The organism is Pseudomonadota bacterium (assembly GCA_013285465.1).
GTDB lineage: Bacteria > Pseudomonadota > Alphaproteobacteria > Micavibrionales > CSBR16-224 > CSBR16-224.
In genome coordinates, this window is record CP053449.1 from 2,219,332 (window position 1) to 2,238,167 (window position 18,836).

Annotated in this window: 19 protein-coding genes and 1 tRNA gene; 15 read left to right on the forward strand and 5 right to left on the reverse strand. The window is 51.2% G+C overall.

Annotated features, from left to right (window positions below; all coding sequences use genetic code 11):
- Positions 1-69 precede the first annotated feature (69 nt).
- From grpE to HND56_10780, 7 genes are all read left to right on the forward strand, one after another.
- The gene (grpE, locus tag HND56_10750) at positions 70-684 is read left to right on the forward strand and encodes a nucleotide exchange factor GrpE (GenBank protein ID QKK06633.1); all 615 of its coding nucleotides are present in this window, start codon (positions 70-72) and stop codon (positions 682-684) included.
- A gap of 69 nt (positions 685-753) precedes the next feature.
- On the forward strand, positions 754-1,269 hold the full coding sequence (locus tag HND56_10755) for a hypothetical protein (protein ID QKK06135.1): 516 nt from the start codon (positions 754-756) through the stop codon (positions 1,267-1,269).
- Between the two features lie 168 nt (positions 1,270-1,437).
- Positions 1,438-2,013, forward strand: a complete 576-nt coding sequence (locus tag HND56_10760; GenBank protein ID QKK06136.1) for a hypothetical protein — start codon at positions 1,438-1,440, stop codon at positions 2,011-2,013.
- Between the two features lie 142 nt (positions 2,014-2,155).
- Positions 2,156-2,878, forward strand: a complete 723-nt coding sequence (locus HND56_10765) for a hypothetical protein (protein ID QKK06137.1) — start codon at positions 2,156-2,158, stop codon at positions 2,876-2,878.
- A gap of 40 nt (positions 2,879-2,918) precedes the next feature.
- A tRNA-Ser gene (locus tag HND56_10770) sits at positions 2,919-3,006 on the forward strand.
- A gap of 61 nt (positions 3,007-3,067) precedes the next feature.
- Positions 3,068-3,931, forward strand: a complete 864-nt coding sequence (locus HND56_10775) for a hypothetical protein (GenBank protein QKK06138.1) — start codon at positions 3,068-3,070, stop codon at positions 3,929-3,931.
- A gap of 65 nt (positions 3,932-3,996) precedes the next feature.
- Complete coding sequence (locus HND56_10780; GenBank protein ID QKK06139.1) at positions 3,997-4,515, forward strand: TerB family tellurite resistance protein; 519 nt, start codon at positions 3,997-3,999, stop codon at positions 4,513-4,515.
- A 1-nt stretch (position 4,516) separates the two neighbouring features.
- On the opposite strand, the gene HND56_10785 is transcribed toward HND56_10780, so the two are convergent.
- Positions 4,517-4,840 (reverse strand): hypothetical protein, encoded by a 324-nt coding sequence (locus HND56_10785; protein ID QKK06140.1) that lies wholly within the window; start codon positions 4,838-4,840, stop codon positions 4,517-4,519.
- 115 nt (positions 4,841-4,955) lie between these two features.
- Between HND56_10785 and HND56_10790 the strand changes: the two genes are divergently transcribed.
- The 3 genes from HND56_10790 to HND56_10800 all read left to right on the forward strand — a co-directional run bounded on the left by HND56_10790 (position 4,956) and on the right by HND56_10800 (position 7,810).
- On the forward strand, positions 4,956-6,230 hold the full coding sequence (locus tag HND56_10790; GenBank protein ID QKK06141.1) for a prolyl-tRNA synthetase: 1,275 nt from the start codon (positions 4,956-4,958) through the stop codon (positions 6,228-6,230).
- Positions 6,227-6,580, forward strand: a complete 354-nt coding sequence (locus HND56_10795) for a tRNA-binding protein (GenBank protein QKK06142.1) — start codon at positions 6,227-6,229, stop codon at positions 6,578-6,580. The genes HND56_10790 and HND56_10795 overlap by 4 nt, the downstream gene beginning before the upstream one ends.
- Positions 6,581-6,685: 105 nt before the next feature.
- Positions 6,686-7,810: a TerC family protein gene (locus tag HND56_10800; GenBank protein ID QKK06143.1), complete on the forward strand. Its 1,125-nt coding sequence runs from the start codon at positions 6,686-6,688 to the stop codon at positions 7,808-7,810.
- A 19-nt stretch (positions 7,811-7,829) separates the two neighbouring features.
- Here the strand turns inward: HND56_10800 and HND56_10805 are convergent, their stop codons facing one another.
- Positions 7,830-9,137 (reverse strand): O-acetylhomoserine aminocarboxypropyltransferase/cysteine synthase, encoded by a 1,308-nt coding sequence (locus HND56_10805; protein ID QKK06144.1) that lies wholly within the window; start codon positions 9,135-9,137, stop codon positions 7,830-7,832.
- Between the two features lie 161 nt (positions 9,138-9,298).
- Between HND56_10805 and HND56_10810 the strand changes: the two genes are divergently transcribed.
- Both HND56_10810 and HND56_10815 read left to right on the forward strand, forming a co-directional pair.
- Positions 9,299-10,060 (forward strand): FkbM family methyltransferase, encoded by a 762-nt coding sequence (locus HND56_10810; protein QKK06145.1) that lies wholly within the window; start codon positions 9,299-9,301, stop codon positions 10,058-10,060.
- A 9-nt stretch (positions 10,061-10,069) separates the two neighbouring features.
- Positions 10,070-12,061 carry an acyltransferase gene (locus HND56_10815; protein ID QKK06146.1) on the forward strand — a complete coding sequence of 664 codons (1,992 nt, stop codon included), beginning with the start codon at positions 10,070-10,072 and terminating at the stop codon, positions 12,059-12,061.
- Here HND56_10815 and HND56_10820 read toward each other — a convergent pair.
- From HND56_10820 to HND56_10830, 3 genes are all read right to left on the reverse strand, one after another.
- Positions 12,058-13,167 carry a hypothetical protein gene (locus HND56_10820; GenBank protein QKK06147.1) on the reverse strand — a complete coding sequence of 370 codons (1,110 nt, stop codon included), beginning with the start codon at positions 13,165-13,167 and terminating at the stop codon, positions 12,058-12,060. The two genes, HND56_10815 and HND56_10820, sit on opposite strands and share 4 nt — an antisense overlap.
- Positions 13,168-13,179: 12 nt before the next feature.
- Positions 13,180-14,703: an MBOAT family protein gene (locus HND56_10825; protein ID QKK06148.1), complete on the reverse strand. Its 1,524-nt coding sequence runs from the start codon at positions 14,701-14,703 to the stop codon at positions 13,180-13,182.
- A gap of 74 nt (positions 14,704-14,777) precedes the next feature.
- Positions 14,778-15,515 (reverse strand): hypothetical protein, encoded by a 738-nt coding sequence (locus HND56_10830; protein QKK06149.1) that lies wholly within the window; start codon positions 15,513-15,515, stop codon positions 14,778-14,780.
- Positions 15,516-15,628: 113 nt separating this feature from the next.
- Here HND56_10830 and HND56_10835 point away from each other — a divergent pair, with 113 nt between their 5' ends.
- The 3 genes from HND56_10835 (at position 15,629) to mdh (ending at position 18,833) form a co-directional block, all read left to right on the forward strand.
- Positions 15,629-16,432, forward strand: a complete 804-nt coding sequence (locus HND56_10835) for a hypothetical protein (protein QKK06150.1) — start codon at positions 15,629-15,631, stop codon at positions 16,430-16,432.
- A gap of 119 nt (positions 16,433-16,551) precedes the next feature.
- Positions 16,552-17,769: a bifunctional 2-methylcitrate synthase/citrate synthase gene (locus HND56_10840; protein ID QKK06151.1), complete on the forward strand. Its 1,218-nt coding sequence runs from the start codon at positions 16,552-16,554 to the stop codon at positions 17,767-17,769.
- A gap of 38 nt (positions 17,770-17,807) precedes the next feature.
- Positions 17,808-18,833, forward strand: coding sequence for a malate dehydrogenase (gene mdh, locus HND56_10845; GenBank protein QKK06634.1), 1,026 nt, complete (start codon positions 17,808-17,810; stop codon positions 18,831-18,833).
- Positions 18,834-18,836: the final 3 nt, after the last annotated feature.

The window sequence follows — 18,836 nt, forward strand, 5'->3', positions numbered from 1 at the left end:
ACCCAACCCGTAATTTTTTGAGGTATCGCCATGCAAGACAACACGCATCCGAAAGAGCGCGCGGAAAATATGGATAACGACAAAAACAAAAATCAGAACACGCCGCCCGCCGGTGAGAGTGCCGAAACGGAACAACCCGCCGCCGCGCAGGATGAGCAAGCGCAGCGCAGCGACGCCGACGTGCTGGAAGCGCTGATGGCGGAAAATGCCGATCTGAAAGACAAGATGCTGCGTGCGCTGGCCGAGGTTGAGAATATCCGCCGCCGCAGTCAAAAAGAACGCGAAGATACGGCGAAATATGCCGTCACCTCTCTGGCCCGTGAACTGGCCGGTGTCGCGGATAATCTGGGGCGTGCCCTTGCCGCCGTACCGCAGGAGGAGCTGGAAAGCAATCCGCAGCTGCAAAATATCTATACAGGCGTTGAGGCCACGGAAAAGCAGTTGATGCGGGCGCTGGAAAATGCGCATATCAGCAAAATCACACCGCCGCTGGGCGAGGTCTTTGACCCGAATTTCCATGAGGTGATGTTTGAAACCGAAATCCCGGGCAAGGCAGGCGGTGAAATTATCGAAGTGATGGAGGCCGGCTATCTGATCCATGACCGCTTATTGCGCCCCGCGCGTGTCGGCGTGGCCAAGCGCGGCAGCCATGCCAAACCGCCGGAAGAGAGCGAAAACTCTTGACATATCACAGGAATTTATGAGATAAAGGCCCACGCAAACACCGATAGATAAATGAAGGATGCCAAGAGCATGAGCGACGACAGCACCGTAAAAAACACAGATAAAACCGTGACGGAACCGGTAACAGCCCCGCAGGATGCGGCGGAAAACACGGTCGGTAAAGAAAGCGGCGGACGCCGTTTCTGGAAAGGTTTCAACAAAACCACCAAAAACATTCTACTGGGGACGCTTGCCGTCATCGGCGTTGCGGCGCTGGTTGTTGTCGCACCGAAAGTTCTGTTGATCGGCGCACGCCTGTTGCTGCCGCTGCTGGTTCTGGGTGCAGCCGCGACCGGCGTTGTTACCATCGGACGCGCCTTGTTTTCCAATAAAAACAAGCCGGCGCAAGACGTGAAAATCGATGACAGCCGCATCCAAAGCACGCGTTCCGCCCCGGACCAAAGCCCGAAACCCTCGGTCAGCCCGAAAAACGGTTTTAATGCCGGTGCGCAAAATGATGCGGAGCAAACGGTCACGACAGCGGAGAATAACAACGAAAAACAGCCCGCAGCCCGCAAAACCGTGCAAAACAAGCTGCAAAAATAGCCCGCATTTACACACGGCAAGAATCACCCGCACGACATAAACCGCCCCGAAAACGTTGCGTAAACCGTTGATTTTATTTTAATTTTATCTGTTTTCCTTGCGCGCCGTCGTTTTCTATGTTAAAATTGATAAACAGGGTATGTCACCAAACCAAGGAGTATTGACTCTATGCCTCTTCCATTTATCGCCGTTGCCGCCGCTGGACTCGCTAAAGGTGTTGCTGCGACTGTCAAAGCTGTCGCCGCTACGGCAAAAGTTGCAGCGAAAGCAGTTGTTAGCGGCGTAAAAGCCGCCGGAAGCAGCCTGAAAGCAGCAGGACAAGGCATCGTCAAAGTCTCAAAAGCCGCAGCATCAAAACTTTCATCCGGTGCGCGGACCGTTGGCGCAAAACTGAAAAGTGCAGGCGTACAGGTCAAGCAACGCGTCAGCACATCCATCCAGAATCGTGCGTCAAAATTCGGTGACACGCAGAAACCCAGCATCCGCCAGATCAGACAGGCGTTGCAGGACAGGAAAGCGGAAAAGGCGGAGGTTGATACGCAAACAAAAGGCGAATTGCAGATGCAGCACGGTAGCGGGCAGACATTTGCTGAAATGTCCGGCATGGATAAAACCCTTGCAGCTGTTTCCAACGGCAACTACGTAAAACCCAAGCCGTCCGCCGAGCCGCAACACGATGTCGCGCCGGAAGCACAGCCGGATGCCAAACCGCAAGCCAAGGCACCGAAAATGAAGATGGGCTGATAACCGCCCCGTTTTTTGTGCGATATAAAATCACACTATCTGTTTCACGTAACCGTCACGCCGCATAGAACGGCGTGATTTTCTTGCTACTCTTTCCGGAATTTGCTATCTGTAAAGTCATTTTACAGGAGAGCAAGACAAGATGGACAAAAAACCGGAAAACGGCAAATCCCGCCCCAATTTGCGTCATTATTTCGGCAAAACCGTTCGCCACGGCGCGACATGGGCGGCAATGCTGATGGCAACGACCTTCACCGTCGGCACATTAACAACGGATGCGCTGCGCGATGATCTGGATAGGAGCAAATCCTCCCCCGAGGTTGTGCAGCAATTTGAACAGCGCATGGCGGATTTGAAATCACAACGGGCGGAGCTTGATTATCTGCAGACTCTGTCCGATGCAGGCAATTTGCCCGCTGATGCGGATTTCTCCGCAAAACAGCGCAGTTACCAAAATACGGTCTATGATTTCCTGTCCGATATTATGATTGATGATGAAGAGTCACGTCTGTCGGAGATTGAAAAAGCCGATCTGATGAACCGCTTCCAGTTCGAGGTCGATGATTTGCAAAAATTCGGCTTCTATCCCCTGACGGAAGGCGCCGCCGCCAATCTGGACCAGTTTCGCGCTCCGGAAGGCCGTTATGATACCGGCAATGAAATCAGCCGTATTGATATGGCGCAGGACATCAATAAAAATGCCTGGGGCGAGGAAAGCAGCAATATGACATGGGGCTTTCTGGCCATGATGATGTGGTCCATGCTGTTCTTTCCGAATTTGCGGCAGTGGAAAAATATGTCCGGCCCGAAGCGGTTGGCGGAAGAGCCGCCGCGCAAACCCTCTCCCCCGAAATTTAAGCATTAAATGCTTGAAAAAACCGCCGCGAATCTATAGTTTAGGCGGCGGAGAGGTGGCCGAGTGGCTTAAGGCGCACGCTTGGAAAGCGTGTATACAGCAATGTATCGTGGGTTCGAATCCCATCCTCTCCGCCATAATATGCCTGTGTGGCAATATTTAGAGAGACTGTTGCAGCAGCATTCTCAAAGGCTTTACATGAACCGTATATTTTTTTTAAAAACAAATTTTCTGACCGCAGTTTTTATTCTCGCCCTCATTGCCGCCGCCTGTTTTTTCAGTACAGAGGTCTATGCGCAAGAAGAGGGGGATCAAACCTACACAAATTCCACCTATTTCCCCGAAGTCCCGCCGCCGCCGGAATATAATCCGCATATTTTAAACTGCATTGACAAGGAAGGTTATTACATCCACGTCAAGGAATTCAGCTGCCCCATCGACAAGGAAGGTTTCCTTGCGCCCGAACTGGGGCTGCACATCACTTTCGGACGCAATCTGGATTGGGAGCCCGAGGCTCATATCGGCTATCCGCCGCCTATGCCCGTCTGCCCGACCAGCGGTGCCGTCATTACAAAACCGGTTTATGATGAGGACGAAATCGAGCTGTTGCAAATGGCCGTCAACACCGATGAGTACAAAGCCCTCTACGCAGAGAAACATGCGAGCTACTTTCTGCGGGCGGAACTGAACAGATTACTTGAAACCGATGCCGAAAACCGCTGGTGGTATTTGCTGCACGCCACATGGGAAGCCGGCCATTGCAATGCAAAAGACAAATACCGGCTTTATGCCTTAAGAACAATTGACGCCGCCAAGGCGCGTTTGGCGCAGGTTTCCGAAACCGATAACGAATATTGGGTTCTGAATATCATTATTCCAAATTTATACCGCAGAACCGCGAACTTCACTGCTGCCAAAGAATGGCTGGATGAATTGGGCAATAAACTTCCCAAAGACAAACAATCCAGAGAAAGCTTTGCCACTGCCTTTGAACTGCTGCGGACAGCTGTGGCGAAGAAAAGAACGGGACAAATCCCCATGCGTGCCCCCGGTGATGATTAAGAAAATGCAAAAAAATGCCAAAAAAAATGATTGAAAACCCCCTCCTTCTCTAACAGAATGAAGGGATGACTATCTCCTCCGCTCAAAAACAGTCTTTACCCGCCAGCATGTTTTACATGTGGCGCAGCCTGTTGCTTTTGGCTTGGGCGGATGGTGAATGCGGGCGCGAGGAAACAGCCTATTTCGCAAAAGTCTTTGACAATCTGGCACGTTATTACAATCTGACACAGGAACAGAAAGACACGCTGGCCGATGAGCTGGTCGCACCGCAAAACCGTGATATTCTCGATTTCTTGTCTTATATCAATGATCCTGATACGCGGCGGGTTCTCTATGTGTTTGCCTATGATCTGGCGCTGCTGGACGGTATTCTACATCCTGCGGAAAAAGAAATTCTCGACAAGCTGCATATTAGCGCTCCCGCTGCTATGACACAGGAAGAGATCCGCAATGTTGTTGTAGAGCTTGAAGACAAAGCCGAGCAGGAGCGTCAGGAGCTTCGAAAACATATTCGGGGAATGGGGCCGTTCTATGCGGCGCTTGATACCCTGCTAATGCGTCTTGGTATTGATCTTATCAAGTAATTTATTTTTTTCGCGCCGGCGGCTTTAATTTGCTTCTGCGCGTTTTCCGGATATCTTTTGATGTTTTTTGCATGCGTTGTGCGGAGATTTTAAACTCCGTCAATAATCCGCCCTTCAGACAATACAGCGCAAAAGCGCCGACATCCTCGGTCTTGGCACGTGTACGTTTGGCGGCATAATCAAGTCCTTTAAAGAAGCTGTCAACGCCCGCCTCCACGCTTTTATCCGCTGTTTTCTTGGCGGTTTTCGTTGTGATATCTGTTGCGGTATCAATCGCCGCATCTTCCAGCGGTTTGGCCAGTTTGCGCATCAATTTATAAATCATCCGGTATATCCTTCCCTGTTCCTTTAAAAGTCTAAAGATATTTCCGGCATTTGGACAGAGAGAAACCGACAATCCCGCTTTACTTTTTCAAGCAGGCTTCTATAGGATAGTTGCCATGAGATTATCGGAACTGGCCACAAAAACACAGAAACAGATCAGCGACAGCGATGTCAGCCGCAACGCGCAGTTTTTGACGCGGGCGGGTTATATCGGCCGTTTGATGGCAGGGGTTTATTCTTTTTTGCCGCTCGGTATGCGGGTTCTAAGCAATATCGAAAACATTATCCGCGATGAAATGAACGGCATCGGCGGACAGGAAATTTTGATGCCTGCCCTGCAGCCGAAAGATATCTGGGAGAAAACCGGACGCTGGGACAAGGTCGATATTCTGTTTAAACTGAAAGGCGCGGGCAATCGTGATCTGGCGCTTGGCCCGACACATGAGGAAGTTGTCACACCGCTGATTGCGGGATTTGTGCAATCCTACCGCGATCTGCCGAAAGCGGTTTATCAAATCCAGACAAAATTCCGTAATGAGGCACGGGCAAAATCCGGCCTGCTGCGCGGACGCGAATTCCGCATGAAGGACCTTTATTCCTTTCATGCGGCGCAGGATGATCTGGATGCGTTTTACGAACAGGCCACCGCAGCCTATCACCGCATTTTTGCGCGCTGCGGGTTGGGCGATATCACATTACTGACTTATGCGTCAGGCGGTATTTTTTCAAAATATTCGCATGAATTCCAGACGGTCACCCCCTATGGCGAAGATGTGATCTATCGCGTGCCGGGAACAAATATTGCGATTAACAAAGAGATTATCGAAGACAGGGATGTGCTGACCGAACTGATTCCGGGCTATAAACCCGGTGATGAGAAAAATCTGGAAGAGGTCAAAGCCATCGAAGTCGGCAATATTTTCAAACTTGGCACACGCTTTGCCGAATCCTTTTCCGCAGGCTTTACCGACACAGACGGCACGCAGAAATTTCCCGTGATGGGCTGTTACGGTATCGGCCCCAGCCGCGTCATGGGCACAATTGCCGAATGTCTCAGCGATGAAAACGGGCTTGTCTGGCCGGAGGAGATCGCCCCTTATCAGATGCATCTGGTGTCGCTGGTCAATGATGCCGCGGATATTGAAAAATGTGAAAAAATCTACCGGCAGCTTTGCGCGGCAGGAATATCCGTTCTGTATGATGACCGCGATGCGCGGGCGGGAGAGAAGCTCGCCGATGCCGATTTAATCGGCCTGCCGCACCGCGTTATCCTCGGCAAAAAAACGCTTGCGGAGGATTGTTTTGAATGGAAAAAACGCACAGAAACCGATAGCACCGTTCTGCCGCTGAAAAAAATCTGCGCAATCATCCCTGCACGGAGCACGGCATGACAGCGGAAATCTCCTTTGATGATTTTGCAAAAATCTCGCTTTGTGCCGGAACAATCATCCGTGCCGAGATCAATGACGGTGCGCGCAAGCCGGCTTTTAAATTATGGGTCGATCTGGGGGAAGAGCTTGGCATCAAACAATCCTCCGCACAGCTGGCCGCGCTTTACACGGCGGAAGAGCTGGTCGGCAGGCATGTGGTCTGCGTCACGAATTTTCCGCCCATGCGGATTGCGGGTTTTAAATCGGAAATACTGGTAACGGGATTTTACGATTCCGGCGGCGCGGTCGTCCTCGCCGTTCCCGATCCCGCCCATGCGGAAAAAATTGCAAACGGCGCGCGGCTGGCGTAACTTTTTCGTACATCTTTTCTTAATATCCGTCTATTATTATGAAGCCTTGCACCGCTATCCTGCGGTGCGGCGTAAAACAAGAAAATCACGGTAAAAGAGAGTTTTATGGACATACTGCCCGATTTTTTCCAGCAGTCTTTTCTGGGAACGCCCGTCTGGTTCTGGGGCTGTTTCATGGTGCTTGTCGTCATGATTCTGGTTTTCGATCTCGGCCTGTTCAACCGCAAGGATCACGAGATCGGCTATAAGGAAAGCCTGGTGATGAGCAGTATTTATGTCTCGCTGGCATTACTGTTCGGCATCTGGGTCTGGATCAGTAAAGGCAGTGAAGCGGGGCTGGATTTCTATACCGGCTATCTGGTCGAATATAGCCTGTCGATTGACAATATTTTTATGATTTCCGTCATTTTCGCCTATTTCCAGATCCCGCGCATATACCAGCACCGCGTGTTGTTCTGGGGAATCCTCGGCGTTGTCGTGTTGCGCGGATTGATGATTTCGATCGGGGCGGCGCTGATCCACGAATTTAGCTGGATTTTGCTGATTTTCGGCGCCTTCCTGATTTTCAGCGGCGCAAAAATGCTGCTGGCCGGAGATGTGGAAGAAGAGGGAATCGAAGACAGCCGCATTGTGCGTTTTCTTGAAAAACATCTGCGCGTCACGCGTGATTTGCATGGGCATGATTTTCTGGTGCGTAAAAAAAGCCCGAAAACAGGTGAGCATGTTATTTACGCCACACCGCTTTTACTGGCGCTGATTACGATTGAGCTGGTCGATCTGATTTTTGCCGTAGACAGCATTCCCGCCGTTTTTGCGATTACAACGGACAGTTTCATCGTCTTCACCAGTAATATTTTTGCCGTTCTGGGGCTGCGGACGCTTTACTTCCTGCTCGCCGCCATGGTCAATCAGTTCCGTTTCCTGCAGCCCGCCGTATCGGTGGTGCTGGTCTTTATCGGCTGCAAAGTGTTTTACGCACATTTCTTCGGCAAGGTTGATTCCGTCTTCTCGCTGGGTCTGACCCTCGGTGTTCTGGCAACGGGTGTGATCATGTCGGTGCTGATGCCGGCACGGATTGAACATGAGATCGAAGAGGAAGTCGAAGAACGCGTCGAGGAACGTCTGGAAGAAGAACACCGGAAAGAGCGCGCGGCCAAACGTAAAAAATCCTCCGGCAAAAAAGCACCGGCAAAAAAATCCGGAAGCAAGCCCGCCAAGGGTAAAGCTTAAGACGGGCGGCCTAAAACTCTTAGGCCGCCTTCTGTGTTGCTGCCGCGAGTGCCTGATCCAGATCAGCGATCAGATCAGCCGCATCTTCAATACCGATAGAGACACGCAGACCTTCAGGACGGACATCCGCCTTTAACTGCTGTTCTTCCGTCAGCTGCGAATGCGTTGTCGAAGCCGAGTGGATAATCAGTGAACGCGTATCGCCGATATTGGCGACATGACGGAACAGTTTCACATTTCCGACCAGATCAACAGCCGTATCAAAACCGCCTTTAACGCCAAAGGTAAAGACACCGCTGGCGCGTCCGTTCAAATATTTATCCGCCATGGGCTTATAGGGGCTGCCGTCAAGTCCGGCATAGCTGACCCATGCAATATCGGGATGCTGCTCAAGATGGCGGGCAACGGCCAGCGCATTTTTGCAATGCTGCTCCATGCGAAGTCCCAGCGTTTCCAGCCCTGTAAAGGTCAGAAAAGCATTCAGCGGCTGCTGACAGGCGCCCAGATCGCGCAGACCGACCGCATGGCAATAGTAAGTCAGCGCCATTTCCTGAAATTCTTTATGGAAGGCCAGACCGTGATAGCTTTCATCGGGTTTGGACAAAGCCGGAAATTTATCATTCTGCGACCAGTCGAATTTACCGCTATCGACCACCGCTCCGCCCATCGCATTGGCATGGCCGTTCAGATATTTCGTTGTGGAATAGGTCACAATTGATGCGCCCCACTCAAAAGGACGGCACAGATAAGGTGTGGCGATCGTGTTATCGACAATCAGCGGAATACCCGCCTCTTCCGCCACACGCGCAATCGCCTCGATATCGGCAATCGCGCCGGAAGGGTTGGAGAGACTCTCAATGAAAATCGCGCGGCTCTTTTCCGTGACCGCGCGTTTAAAACTGTCAATATCCCCCAGATCGGCAAAACGGCATTGCCAACCGAAACTGCGTGAGAAACTGTTACGGAACTGGTTATAAGTGCCGCCGTAAAGACGGGAGGAGGCAATAAATTCATCCCCGCTGTTCATCAGGGAAAAGAGCAGCATTTGATGCGCCGCCAGACCGGAGGCCGTGCAGGTTGCCCCTGCCCCGCCTTCCAGCGCGGCCAGTTTTTTCTCCAGCGCAGCGACTGTCGGGTTGGTCAGGCGCGAATAGGAAAATCCGGGACGTGACAGGCTGAACTTTTCCGCCGCATCATTGGCGCTGGTAAAATAAAAGGACACATTCTGGGAGATATCGGGAACCAGTGCGCCGGTTTCACTGTCAGGCGTATATCCTGCATGCACCGCCTGCGTAGAAAAGCCTTGTTTGTTTTCTTTCCTGCCCATTTGCCGTTTCTCCTTTTCCGGTTCTGTTTTGATTATGCATTTTGCAAAGACTATACAAAGCCTGCGGGCAAAAGACAATCCGGCGAAAAAACAATCGACGGAAGCCGGAAATCCGTCTATAGATGTTACTGAAATATCAGAATAATACAGGAGAGCTCCTGATGGCAGAACAAGCCGAAACATGGACACCGCCTCTGAATTTTGAGGAAAAGCTGAAAAAATATCTGCTGCCGCCGCAGATTTACATCAAACGTCTGCATGCCAAAGAGCTGCGCCGCGGTGAAAAAGAAATCGGCTTGGTGCCGTTTTTGTGTCACCCGGAAAAGTCCAGCCTTGATATCGGCGCGAATAAAGGCGTTTACGCCTATGCGATGCTGCCGCACAGTTTTGACGTTTATGCTTTCGAGCCCAATCCGAAAATGTTCGATATTCTGACCTCATGGGGGAAAGGTAAAATCAAAACCTCCGCCGCCGCCATCGGCAATGAAAACGGGCAATTTGACCTGCGCATCCCCCGCACCGCTGCCGGATTTTCCAATCAGGGCGGGTCACTGAAGGCCCGCAGTTTCGATGCCGACCACAAAACCGTTTCCGTCGAAACAAAGAAACTGGATGATTGCGGCATCGACAATATCGGCTTTATCAAAATCGATGTCGAGGGTTTTGAAATGCAGGTGCTGGAAGGCGCTGCAAATATTTTGAAAACACAGCGCCCCAATCTGCTGGTGGAAATCGAAGAAATTCATAATGACAAACCGCTATCCGATCTGATTGCGGATGTGTGCAATAATTACAATTATGATTGTTTTGCCCTGCGCCGCGGACAGCTGACGCCCTTCCGCCATCTTGATGCCGCAACGCATTTCAAGAACCGCGCGGATCGCCAAAACTATATCTTCAATTTCATTTTCCTGCCGGCATAGATTTCAGAAATGACATATCACTCCTTTATCGACGGCCTCCGCGCCATTGCTGTTATGGCAGTTATCCTGTTCCATTTTGATTCCCAGTTACTATCGGGCGGATTTATCGGGGTCGATATTTTTTTTGTTATTTCGGGCTTTCTGATTACGGGCGTGTTGACGGTCAACTTCCCTGAGAAACGCGTCTCCATCGCTGATTTCTATGAACGGCGGGCGCGGCGCATTCTGCCTGCCCTGACTGTCATGGCCGTACTCAGCACAATTGCTGCGGTCGCTTTACTGATGCCGCACGACCTTGACCTTTACGGACGCTCCCTGTTCGGCATTGCTATTTTCGCCTCCAATTTTACCTTTTTGGGGGATGTCGGCTATTTTGAAAGCTCGGCGATGATCAAGCCGCTGCTGCATACATGGTCAATCGCGGTCGAAGAACAATTTTACATTATCTTTCCCATTGTGATTTTACTGGCGCAATCTTTCGGCGCGCAAAAAAGGCGCAATCTGATTGCCGGTATTTTTGTGTTGTTTCTTGTTTCACTGGGCATGAACCTTGTTTTCATCCGTGATTATCCCGAAGCAAGTTTTTACATGCTGCATACCCGCGCATGGGAATTACTGGCGGGGGCATTGCTGTGTCTTTACCTGCAGCATGTTTCTTTAAAAAAGACTGCCGCAGAGGCCATCAGCCTGATCGGCTTCATACTGATGCTCTCGGGGATTTTTCTCTATGACCGCACCGTGCCCTTCCCCGGGGCTGCGGCGATCCCGCCCTGTTTGGGGACGGTCTTGCTGATTTGGGGCAATGTGCAATATAAAACATGGCTCAACCGGTTTTTATCCAACCGTATCTTTGTCGGTATCGGTCTTATTTCCTACGGCTTGTATTTATACCATTGGCCGCTTTTGGTTTATGTGCATTATACATTGAACCGTGCACCGGATTTGATGGAAATAACGGTTTTAATGGCGGCGGTCTTCGCCTTGGCGACGCTGTCCTATTTCCTCATTGAAAATCCTGTGCGCCGCCGGAAATGGATTACCTCGCGAAAAGCCGTTTTCCTCACATCCCTTGCCGCGCTGTCCCTGACGGCCGTATGCGGCGGCATCGGATCCAAAACGGATGGATTGCCGACACGTTTCGCAGGCAGCACGCTGCAATATGTCACCACCAATCAGGAGCAGGCTCCCCGCGATTGCATATCGCGCAAAGCCGACCAATTGACCGGACATCCTTTGTGCAAGATCGGCGACCTGTCCAAGGAAAAGCCAAGCTTTATGATTTGGGGTGACAGTCACGGCCGCGCCATGGGCCATGTCACCAGTCTGCTGGGAGAAAAACACGGCGTTTCGGGATGGAATGCCTATTACGGCGGCTGTTCGCCGGTACTTGACTTGCTGCGTGTTGATTTCCCGCATAAATACCGCTGTAAAATTTTCAATGATGCGGTTCTGGATGTGATTAAAGAAGATAATATCAAATACGTCGCTTTGGTCGGACGCTGGGATGCGATTCTGGGCTGGGAGGAAAACAGCATCGAGACAATTCTTGATAATAAATTCGGTCTGACAACCGAAAACGGTAAGGAATTAACGGATATCGCCGCTTTCGCCCATGCTTTTGAAAAAACGGTCAATGCCTTAACCGCGCGCGGCATCCATGTCTATGTCGTCAAACAAGTCCCGCCCTTTCTGTATGATGTGCCGTCCGTTTTGGCGAAATATGACCGTTTCGGCAAAGATATGACAGGGTTAAAGCGCCCTTATGACGAGGTGATCAAAAGACGGGCGGCGATTGAAAATGTTTTTGAAACAGTCCAATCACCGCTTGTCACCTATATTGATCCTTTGGAGGTATTTTGTCCGGATAAGAAATCATGTTTGCCGATGGCGGATGAGCGCTCTCTTTATGCCGATAACAACCATCTTTCCTATTACGGTGCGGAATGGAGCAGCCGCATCTGGCAGAGCTTTTTTCAAGACCTGAAAGAAAACAGCCCTTAAAGAAGGCGTCGCCCAAAATCAGGGTGAGGGTCGTTTTCCGGATCCGTAAGCCCGAGAATTTTATTCAAAATCAAATTGCCCGTCTCCGGCGTATAGTGATTATCATCACGAAACCAGCGCATGCGGGTTTCAAGATCATCGGGCTCCGGCACCGGCTCCATCGTAATGCTGTTTTTATAGCGGAAATCCCATAACGGATACGGCTTTTCGCCGTAACGCAAAGCATTTGCTTTGACAATATCCTGCACGCGGGATTTCCATTCATCCATAAAATCCATACGGCCTTTCGGCTTCATCTGCTTTTCGACGTAAGATTCATGCAAAGGCGAGATGAACATGATGACGTCAATATTGTTCCGGCGCGTAAAATCAAGCATCGCTTCCAGATGCCGGTACGTCTCGCCGCCGTCCCCGGCATAGGAGGTGGTGAATTTTGTTTCCGACATATCCCTTGCCGGCTTATCTGTTGAAAATGCCGATGCCGCACCGTTGATGCCGATACGCCACAGCACGTCATATTGCTGCAAACGTCCGTTCGGCATATAGACGGGCCGCCTTTCCAACTGCTTCATATAGCGCAGATGCCGGAACGAGGCCAATAAAGTATCAAGGGTGGGAATCGTATTATATTTATACAGATAGAATTTCAGTAGCGACAGGTTTTTCGGATTATAACGTCCGGCGGCATCCGCGCCGCGGTCAGGCTGCAATGCGTTAAAGGAAAAAATATCCAGCGTGATAATCGCCTTTTTCAACGGATGAACGGCATGGGCGAATTCAAGCGCCTGCCGCTGTTCCGCAATCGTCGATGCCCCCAGCCCCATATTATAGACGCGCAGACCGCCGAACATTTCCGGCTGCGGATCCATACCGATCATGGCGCGCGATGTTCCGGTAATCAGCACCTCGGGTTTCAGCCGCTTCACGGTTTCCGTTCTGTGAATGCGGGCATAATTCGATGCGGCGGGAAACGCGTCATTCAACCCCTTGATGATTGGCGTATCATACGCCCCCAGCGGGTTCAGGGTATAGTTAATGCCGCTGACCAGACCGAGCAGCAGCAAGACGGTGATGAAAAAAGTTCTGAAATATGACGTGATATTCATGTCTTCCCCCGCCTAGAACTGAAAATAGATAAAGGCGTTCACACGCATCAGCAGCAAAGCGGCAATCGCCGCCATCAGGCCGATGACAACAGCCCAGCTAGGCGATGCCCGCCAGACAAAGCGCGGCTGTTTCAAAGCTTCCGCCACTTTCGTAATATCCAGCGCAATATTTTTACGCATCAGCTCATGTGTTGACGGCGCAAAGAACACAGCCAGCAGTGCCAGCCAGAAAATATACCATTTCTCATTTAGCCGCAAAAGACGCGTGGCCGATTGTTTGACCTCAAAACCGAGCGTTTCCAGAACGGCCGTCATCCAGTTATCCGTATGCAGCAGGGCAATGCCGTATTTTCCGGTCGCACAGTTCAGGATGTGCCCCGCCGTCGCAAAACTGTCGGCGCGGAAAAACACCCAGGCCAGCGCCACCGATAAAAATGTCAGCGCCACAGCCAAAATATGCGGTAAACGGATTGCCGAGAACTTCCGCCAGGCATGGTTCACAATCAGATAGAAACCGTGCAATCCGCCCCATGCCATAAATGTCCAGCCCGCCCCGTGCCACAACCCGCCCAGCAGCATCGTCACCATCAGATTGGCATAGCGGCGCGCGCCGCCTTTGCGGTTACCGCCCAGCGGAATATAAAGATAGTCACGCAGGAAACGCGACAAAGTGATATGCCAGCGCCGCCAGAATTCAATGATATTGCCGGATTTATAGGGCGAGAAAAAATTCAGCGGCAGACGAATGCCGAACAGCGCTCCCAATCCGACCGCCATATCGGAATAGCCGGAAAAATCAAAATATATCTGCAATGTATAGGCAACCATCCCGACCCATGCCTCGAATACCGTCAAGCTCTGCCGCAAGGCCGCGGCGGCAAAAACCGGATCGGCGATATCCCCCATATAATCGGCAATCGCCAGTTTTTTAAACAACCCGATTACAAAGACCGTCAGCCCCATTGCCAGCATACGGCGGCTGGTCAGCTTGCCGAGCTTTTCGATGAATTGCGGGATCATTTCCTTATGATGCACGATCGGCCCGGCGATCAACTGCGGAAAGAACGTCACGAATAGTGCATAATGACGAAAATTGAACTCTTTGGTTTCACCGCGATAGGCATCAACCAGATAGGCAATCTGCTGGAAGGTGAAAAAGGAGATCGCCAGCGGCAGCAATATCTGCGGCACGCCATGTTCAACCCCCATCGCATTGAGCGTTTCAAAAAACAGCCCTGCATATTTGTAATAGCCCAGCGCGGCGAGGTTCGCAGCAATCCCGAAAACCAGATAGGTCTTGCGCTTGGATTTTTTCAAATGCTGCCGCGCCAGCTGTGTGCCGAGCGTAAAATTGAACCCGATCGAGACCAGCAGAATAAAAACATAAACAGGTTTAAACCAGCCATAGAAAAACAGCGAGGCGGCAATCAGCCATAATAATGCGGCCTCGCCCATGCGCCGCCGCTGTAAAAAGCGGAACGTCAACCAGACGACCGGCAAAAATGCGGCCACAAATATCCATGAGCTGAACAACATGGGAGGTTTCCTTTCAGCAGCAAATTACCGCCAAAGAATACGTCTCGTCAACGCTTTGATTATTCCGCTGAAAATTACGCGCGATGCGGCAAATGAAAAGAGGCGGACGGAGGATGACCGCCGCAGCGTTTTTCAATTTCCATCAATTTTTCCTCCCCGATAACTTTCGCAATAGTGTGGAGAATCTCCGTCTTGCCTGTTTGCACAAGCGCCTCGGTCACACCGGGATGAAAGGCATGGAATAACGGTTTTGAAAAAGCGTGCATCGGCGGGAATTCGTCAAAGCCGAAAACTTTATCCAGCGACGCGCCCTGCCGGATGACTTCTTTCATTGCCGCAAAACAGCCGCGCCGTGCCGCACCCATGACGATATTTTCCGACACGACATCATTTGAGACTTCGTCCGGCGTGATTCCTGCGCGGCCAAGAACGGCGAGTTTTTTCGCGTCATTCATATAGGCGGCCATCGCATAAACGCAGTCGGCATTACGGTATCCGGCGGCGGGTCTTGTTTTTTCTTCAACGGAAAACAGATCGAAACGGCGGCGCAGCTTGGCATCGTAATGGCTGTAAACCGCCTCGCGCACATCGTTCAGCACGGCTTTGTCGCAGTTCTTGCTACCCGCATATGCCGCTATATTGCGTAGAATTTTATCCTCATAAGGATTGATGTCAGGCACGGCATGGGACACAGCCAGCACAGCGCCGTCAACATCATGATTTTTCAATGCGACTTTCAGATCATCGGCGGCATTGCAGGAGTCTTTAAAATCTTTCCATGCTTTGCGGCATTTTTCTGTGAGTTTTCCCATGACGGCACTCCTTTATTCAGCTAGATTTTAATAAAACCGGTATTCATATTACATATCTAGAAATATAGCGTCAATAAAAACCGGAAAATTAAAATATTATTGCGGAGTAAACTGTGCAAATCCTTGAAAAACAGAGTACCGGAAAATACGGCAGCGACAAGCGCAATGAAGATGCCGTTGTTGTTACGGCTGATTTTGCCGCCGTTATTGACGGCGCAACCGATATCTCCGGAGCGTTGATTGACGGCGTCACGCCGGGGCGTTTTGCCGCGCAGGCGGTTGCTGCGGCTTTTGAAAAACTGGACAAACATGCCGATGCCGCCGCAACTGTTGCGTTTTTCACGGCGGCGCTGGCGAAGGCGCGACAGGCGCATCATGTACCGCAAACCGTGCGCCCGTTCTGCGTCTTTGCCTGTTATTCAAAGGCGCGCCGGCAAATTTTCCGGCTGAAAGATGTCAAAATCACCATAAACGGCGCGGAAATCGGCGGTGAAATTGCGGCTGTCGAAGCCTTGACCGAAGCGCGCCGCGCCCTGCTGCACAGCCATCTTGCCGCCGGAAAAACCGTGACCGAGCTGCTGGAAAACGATCCGTCACGCGCCGTTTATGCGGCATTTTCCGAACATAATTTCGCGCTGCTGAACAATGCGGACAACGCTTACGGTTTCGGCGCAATCAACGGCAACCCCGTGCCGGACATCTTTATCGAAACCATTGACGTGTCGGAGGGCGCGGAGATTATTCTGGCCAGTGACGGTTATCCGGTTCTGAAAAACAGCCTTGCGGAAAGCGAAGCGGTGCTGGCGGAGATTCTGGTGCAAGATCCGCTTTTGATCGGCGACTATCCGCAACCCCGTGCCATGCTGCAAAACGGCATCAGTTTTGACGACCGCAGCTTTTTACGCTTTTCCATTTAAACTTTACATCATCCCGTACGGGTGCTATTAATCCGGCATCTGAATAAAAACGGGTGTGTCATTGTCAAAGAAAATCGCGGCCTAAACGGCGGGGACGCGCCAAGAAGGAGTCTTTAAAAATGGCAGAACCGCAAAAAAACAACGAATCCCCGAAAATCCATAAAGGTCTGGTCGGTGTTTATATCGATGACAGCAAAATTTCCGAAATTACGCAGGAAACAAGTTCGCTGACCTATCGCGGCTATGCCGTGCAGGATCTGGCGGAAAACTGCAATTTTGAAGAGGTTGCCTATCTGCTGTGGCACGGCGAATTGCCCGATGCCGCACAACTGGCGGATTTCACCAAAGAGGAACGCAGCCTGCGCGCGCTGGATGATGATCTGATTGCGGTTTTGAAAACAATCCGCAAAGATGCACATCCGATGGATGTTCTGCGTACCGCGATCAGCTTTATCGGCACCAATGATTCTGAATGGGATGATGAAACACCGGAAGGCGAGCTGAAAAAAGCCGTCAATCTGCTGGCAAAAATGCCGACGATTATCGCCGCCCATGCCCGTATTTCACAGGGGCTGGACCCGATTGCGCCGCGTGACGATCTCAGCTATTCCGAGAATTTCCTGAATATGCGTTTCGGCGCCGTACCGGAGCCGGAAGTTGCCAAAGCCTTTGATGTCACAATGATGCTCTATGCCGAGCATAGCTTTAACGTCTCCACCTTTACGGCACGTACGATTACCTCATCTCTCTCCGATATGTATTCGGCGGTAACGGGTGCGGTCGGCTCGCTGAAAGGCCGTCTGCATGGCGGTGCGAATGAAGCCGTGATGAAAATGCTGGAAGAGGTCGGCACACCGGAAAATGCTGAAAGCTGGCTGGATGATGCGCTGAAAAACAAAAAAGTCGTGATGGGCTTTGGCCATGCCGTCTATAAAAACGGTGACAGCCGCGTTCCGACCCTGAAAAAGCATTTCAATGCCGTTGCCAAAATCAAAGGCGGCGAAAAACTGGTGAAAATGGCGGAAATTCTTGAAGCGAAAATGCTGAAAGATAAAAATATCCGCCCGAATGTCGATTATCCGATCGGCCCGCTTTACCACATGATGGGTTTTGACAAGGAAGAGTTCACCCCGATGTTCGCCATGGCGCGTATTGTCGGCTGGACATCCCATGTCATGGAACAGCGCGCCACCAATAAACTGATCCGCCCGCTTTGCACCTATAGCGGTGAAGAAGAGCGCAAAGTTCCGCCGATGGACCAGCGCGGTGAAAAAACGCCGGTTTCCAAACCCGCACCCGCCGTGCAAAAACAGCATGGAAAAACACCGAAACGCTAATTGCAGAATCAAAGGAGAGCCCTATGAGCGGCAAAAAAATCACCCGTAACAAAATCGCCTTGGTCGGTGCAGGACAAATCGGCGGCACACTCGCCCATTTGATCGGGCTTAAAGATCTGGGCGATGTCACCATGGTTGATGTTAATGCCGATATGCCCAAAGGCAAAGCGCTGGATATTTCACAATCCGGCGCCGTCGAAGGTTTTGATGCAAAAATTACCGGCAGCGGCGATTTCGCCGACATTAAAGATGCGGATGTTGTGATCGTCACGGCAGGCATTCCCCGCAAACCGGGGATGAGCCGTGATGATTTGATCGACATCAATAAAGGCATCATTGAAAATGTCGGGAAAGAAATCGCAAAAAATGCGCCGGATGCTTTCGTCATCGTGATCACCAATCCGCTGGATGTGATGGTTGATGTGCTGCAAAAAGCCTCCGGTCTGCCGCAGGAAAAAGTCGTCGGTATGGCAGGCGTTCTCGATTCTGCGCGTTTCAAACATTTTCTGGCCGATGAAATGGATGTCTCGGTCGAAGATGTCAGTGCCTTTGTTCTGGGTGGACACGGCGATACGATGGTGCCGTTGACGCGTTACTCGACGGTTGCCGGTGTACCGCTGGCTGATCTGATAGAGATGGGCTGGATGACGGAAGACAAGCTTGAGGATATTGTTCAGCGTACCCGTGACGGCGGCGCGGAAATTGTCGGACTTCTCAAAAACGGCTCCGCTTATTACGCCCCTGCCGCCAGTGCGGTGGAAATGGCGGAAAGCTATTTGAAAGACAAAAAACGCGTCCTGCCTTGCGCCGCACATCTGAAGGGTGAATATGGTGTCGATGACATGTATATCGGTGTTCCTGCCGTGATTGGCGCGAATGGCGTTGAAAAAATTGTCGAGGTCAAGCTGACGGCGGAAGAGAAAAAAGCCTTCGATAAATCCGTCGATGCTGTCCGCACATTGCTGGCCGCCACATTTAACGATAAAGCGGAAAAGCAAAATCAAACAAAACCGTCCGCGCCGAAAGCAAAATCACAGCAAAAGAAATCCGGCCCGCGTCGCTAAAAC

What these genes read in the sequence shown, in the direction of transcription:
- HND56_10755 (QKK06135.1), top strand. Translation starts at nt 754, where the DNA reads ATGAGCGACGACAGCACCGTAAAAAACACAGATAAAACCGTGACGGAA.
- HND56_10800 (QKK06143.1), top strand. Translation starts at nt 6,686, where the DNA reads ATGGACATACTGCCCGATTTTTTCCAGCAGTCTTTTCTGGGAACGCCC.
- HND56_10840 (QKK06151.1), top strand. Translation starts at nt 16,552, where the DNA reads ATGGCAGAACCGCAAAAAAACAACGAATCCCCGAAAATCCATAAAGGT.
- HND56_10810 (QKK06145.1), top strand. Translation starts at nt 9,299, where the DNA reads ATGGCAGAACAAGCCGAAACATGGACACCGCCTCTGAATTTTGAGGAA.
- HND56_10775 (QKK06138.1), top strand. Translation starts at nt 3,068, where the DNA reads ATGAACCGTATATTTTTTTTAAAAACAAATTTTCTGACCGCAGTTTTT.
- HND56_10785 (QKK06140.1), bottom strand. Translation starts at nt 4,840, where the DNA reads ATGATTTATAAATTGATGCGCAAACTGGCCAAACCGCTGGAAGATGCG.
- HND56_10830 (QKK06149.1), bottom strand. Translation starts at nt 15,515, where the DNA reads ATGGGAAAACTCACAGAAAAATGCCGCAAAGCATGGAAAGATTTTAAA.
- HND56_10760 (QKK06136.1), top strand. Translation starts at nt 1,438, where the DNA reads ATGCCTCTTCCATTTATCGCCGTTGCCGCCGCTGGACTCGCTAAAGGT.
- HND56_10765 (QKK06137.1), top strand. Translation starts at nt 2,156, where the DNA reads ATGGACAAAAAACCGGAAAACGGCAAATCCCGCCCCAATTTGCGTCAT.
- HND56_10820 (QKK06147.1), bottom strand. Translation starts at nt 13,167, where the DNA reads ATGAATATCACGTCATATTTCAGAACTTTTTTCATCACCGTCTTGCTG.
- HND56_10790 (QKK06141.1), top strand. Translation starts at nt 4,956, where the DNA reads ATGAGATTATCGGAACTGGCCACAAAAACACAGAAACAGATCAGCGAC.
- HND56_10815 (QKK06146.1), top strand. Translation starts at nt 10,070, where the DNA reads ATGACATATCACTCCTTTATCGACGGCCTCCGCGCCATTGCTGTTATG.
- HND56_10780 (QKK06139.1), top strand. Translation starts at nt 3,997, where the DNA reads ATGACTATCTCCTCCGCTCAAAAACAGTCTTTACCCGCCAGCATGTTT.
- HND56_10795 (QKK06142.1), top strand. Translation starts at nt 6,227, where the DNA reads ATGACAGCGGAAATCTCCTTTGATGATTTTGCAAAAATCTCGCTTTGT.
- HND56_10825 (QKK06148.1), bottom strand. Translation starts at nt 14,703, where the DNA reads ATGTTGTTCAGCTCATGGATATTTGTGGCCGCATTTTTGCCGGTCGTC.
- HND56_10805 (QKK06144.1), bottom strand. Translation starts at nt 9,137, where the DNA reads ATGGGCAGGAAAGAAAACAAACAAGGCTTTTCTACGCAGGCGGTGCAT.
- grpE (QKK06633.1), top strand. Translation starts at nt 70, where the DNA reads ATGGATAACGACAAAAACAAAAATCAGAACACGCCGCCCGCCGGTGAG.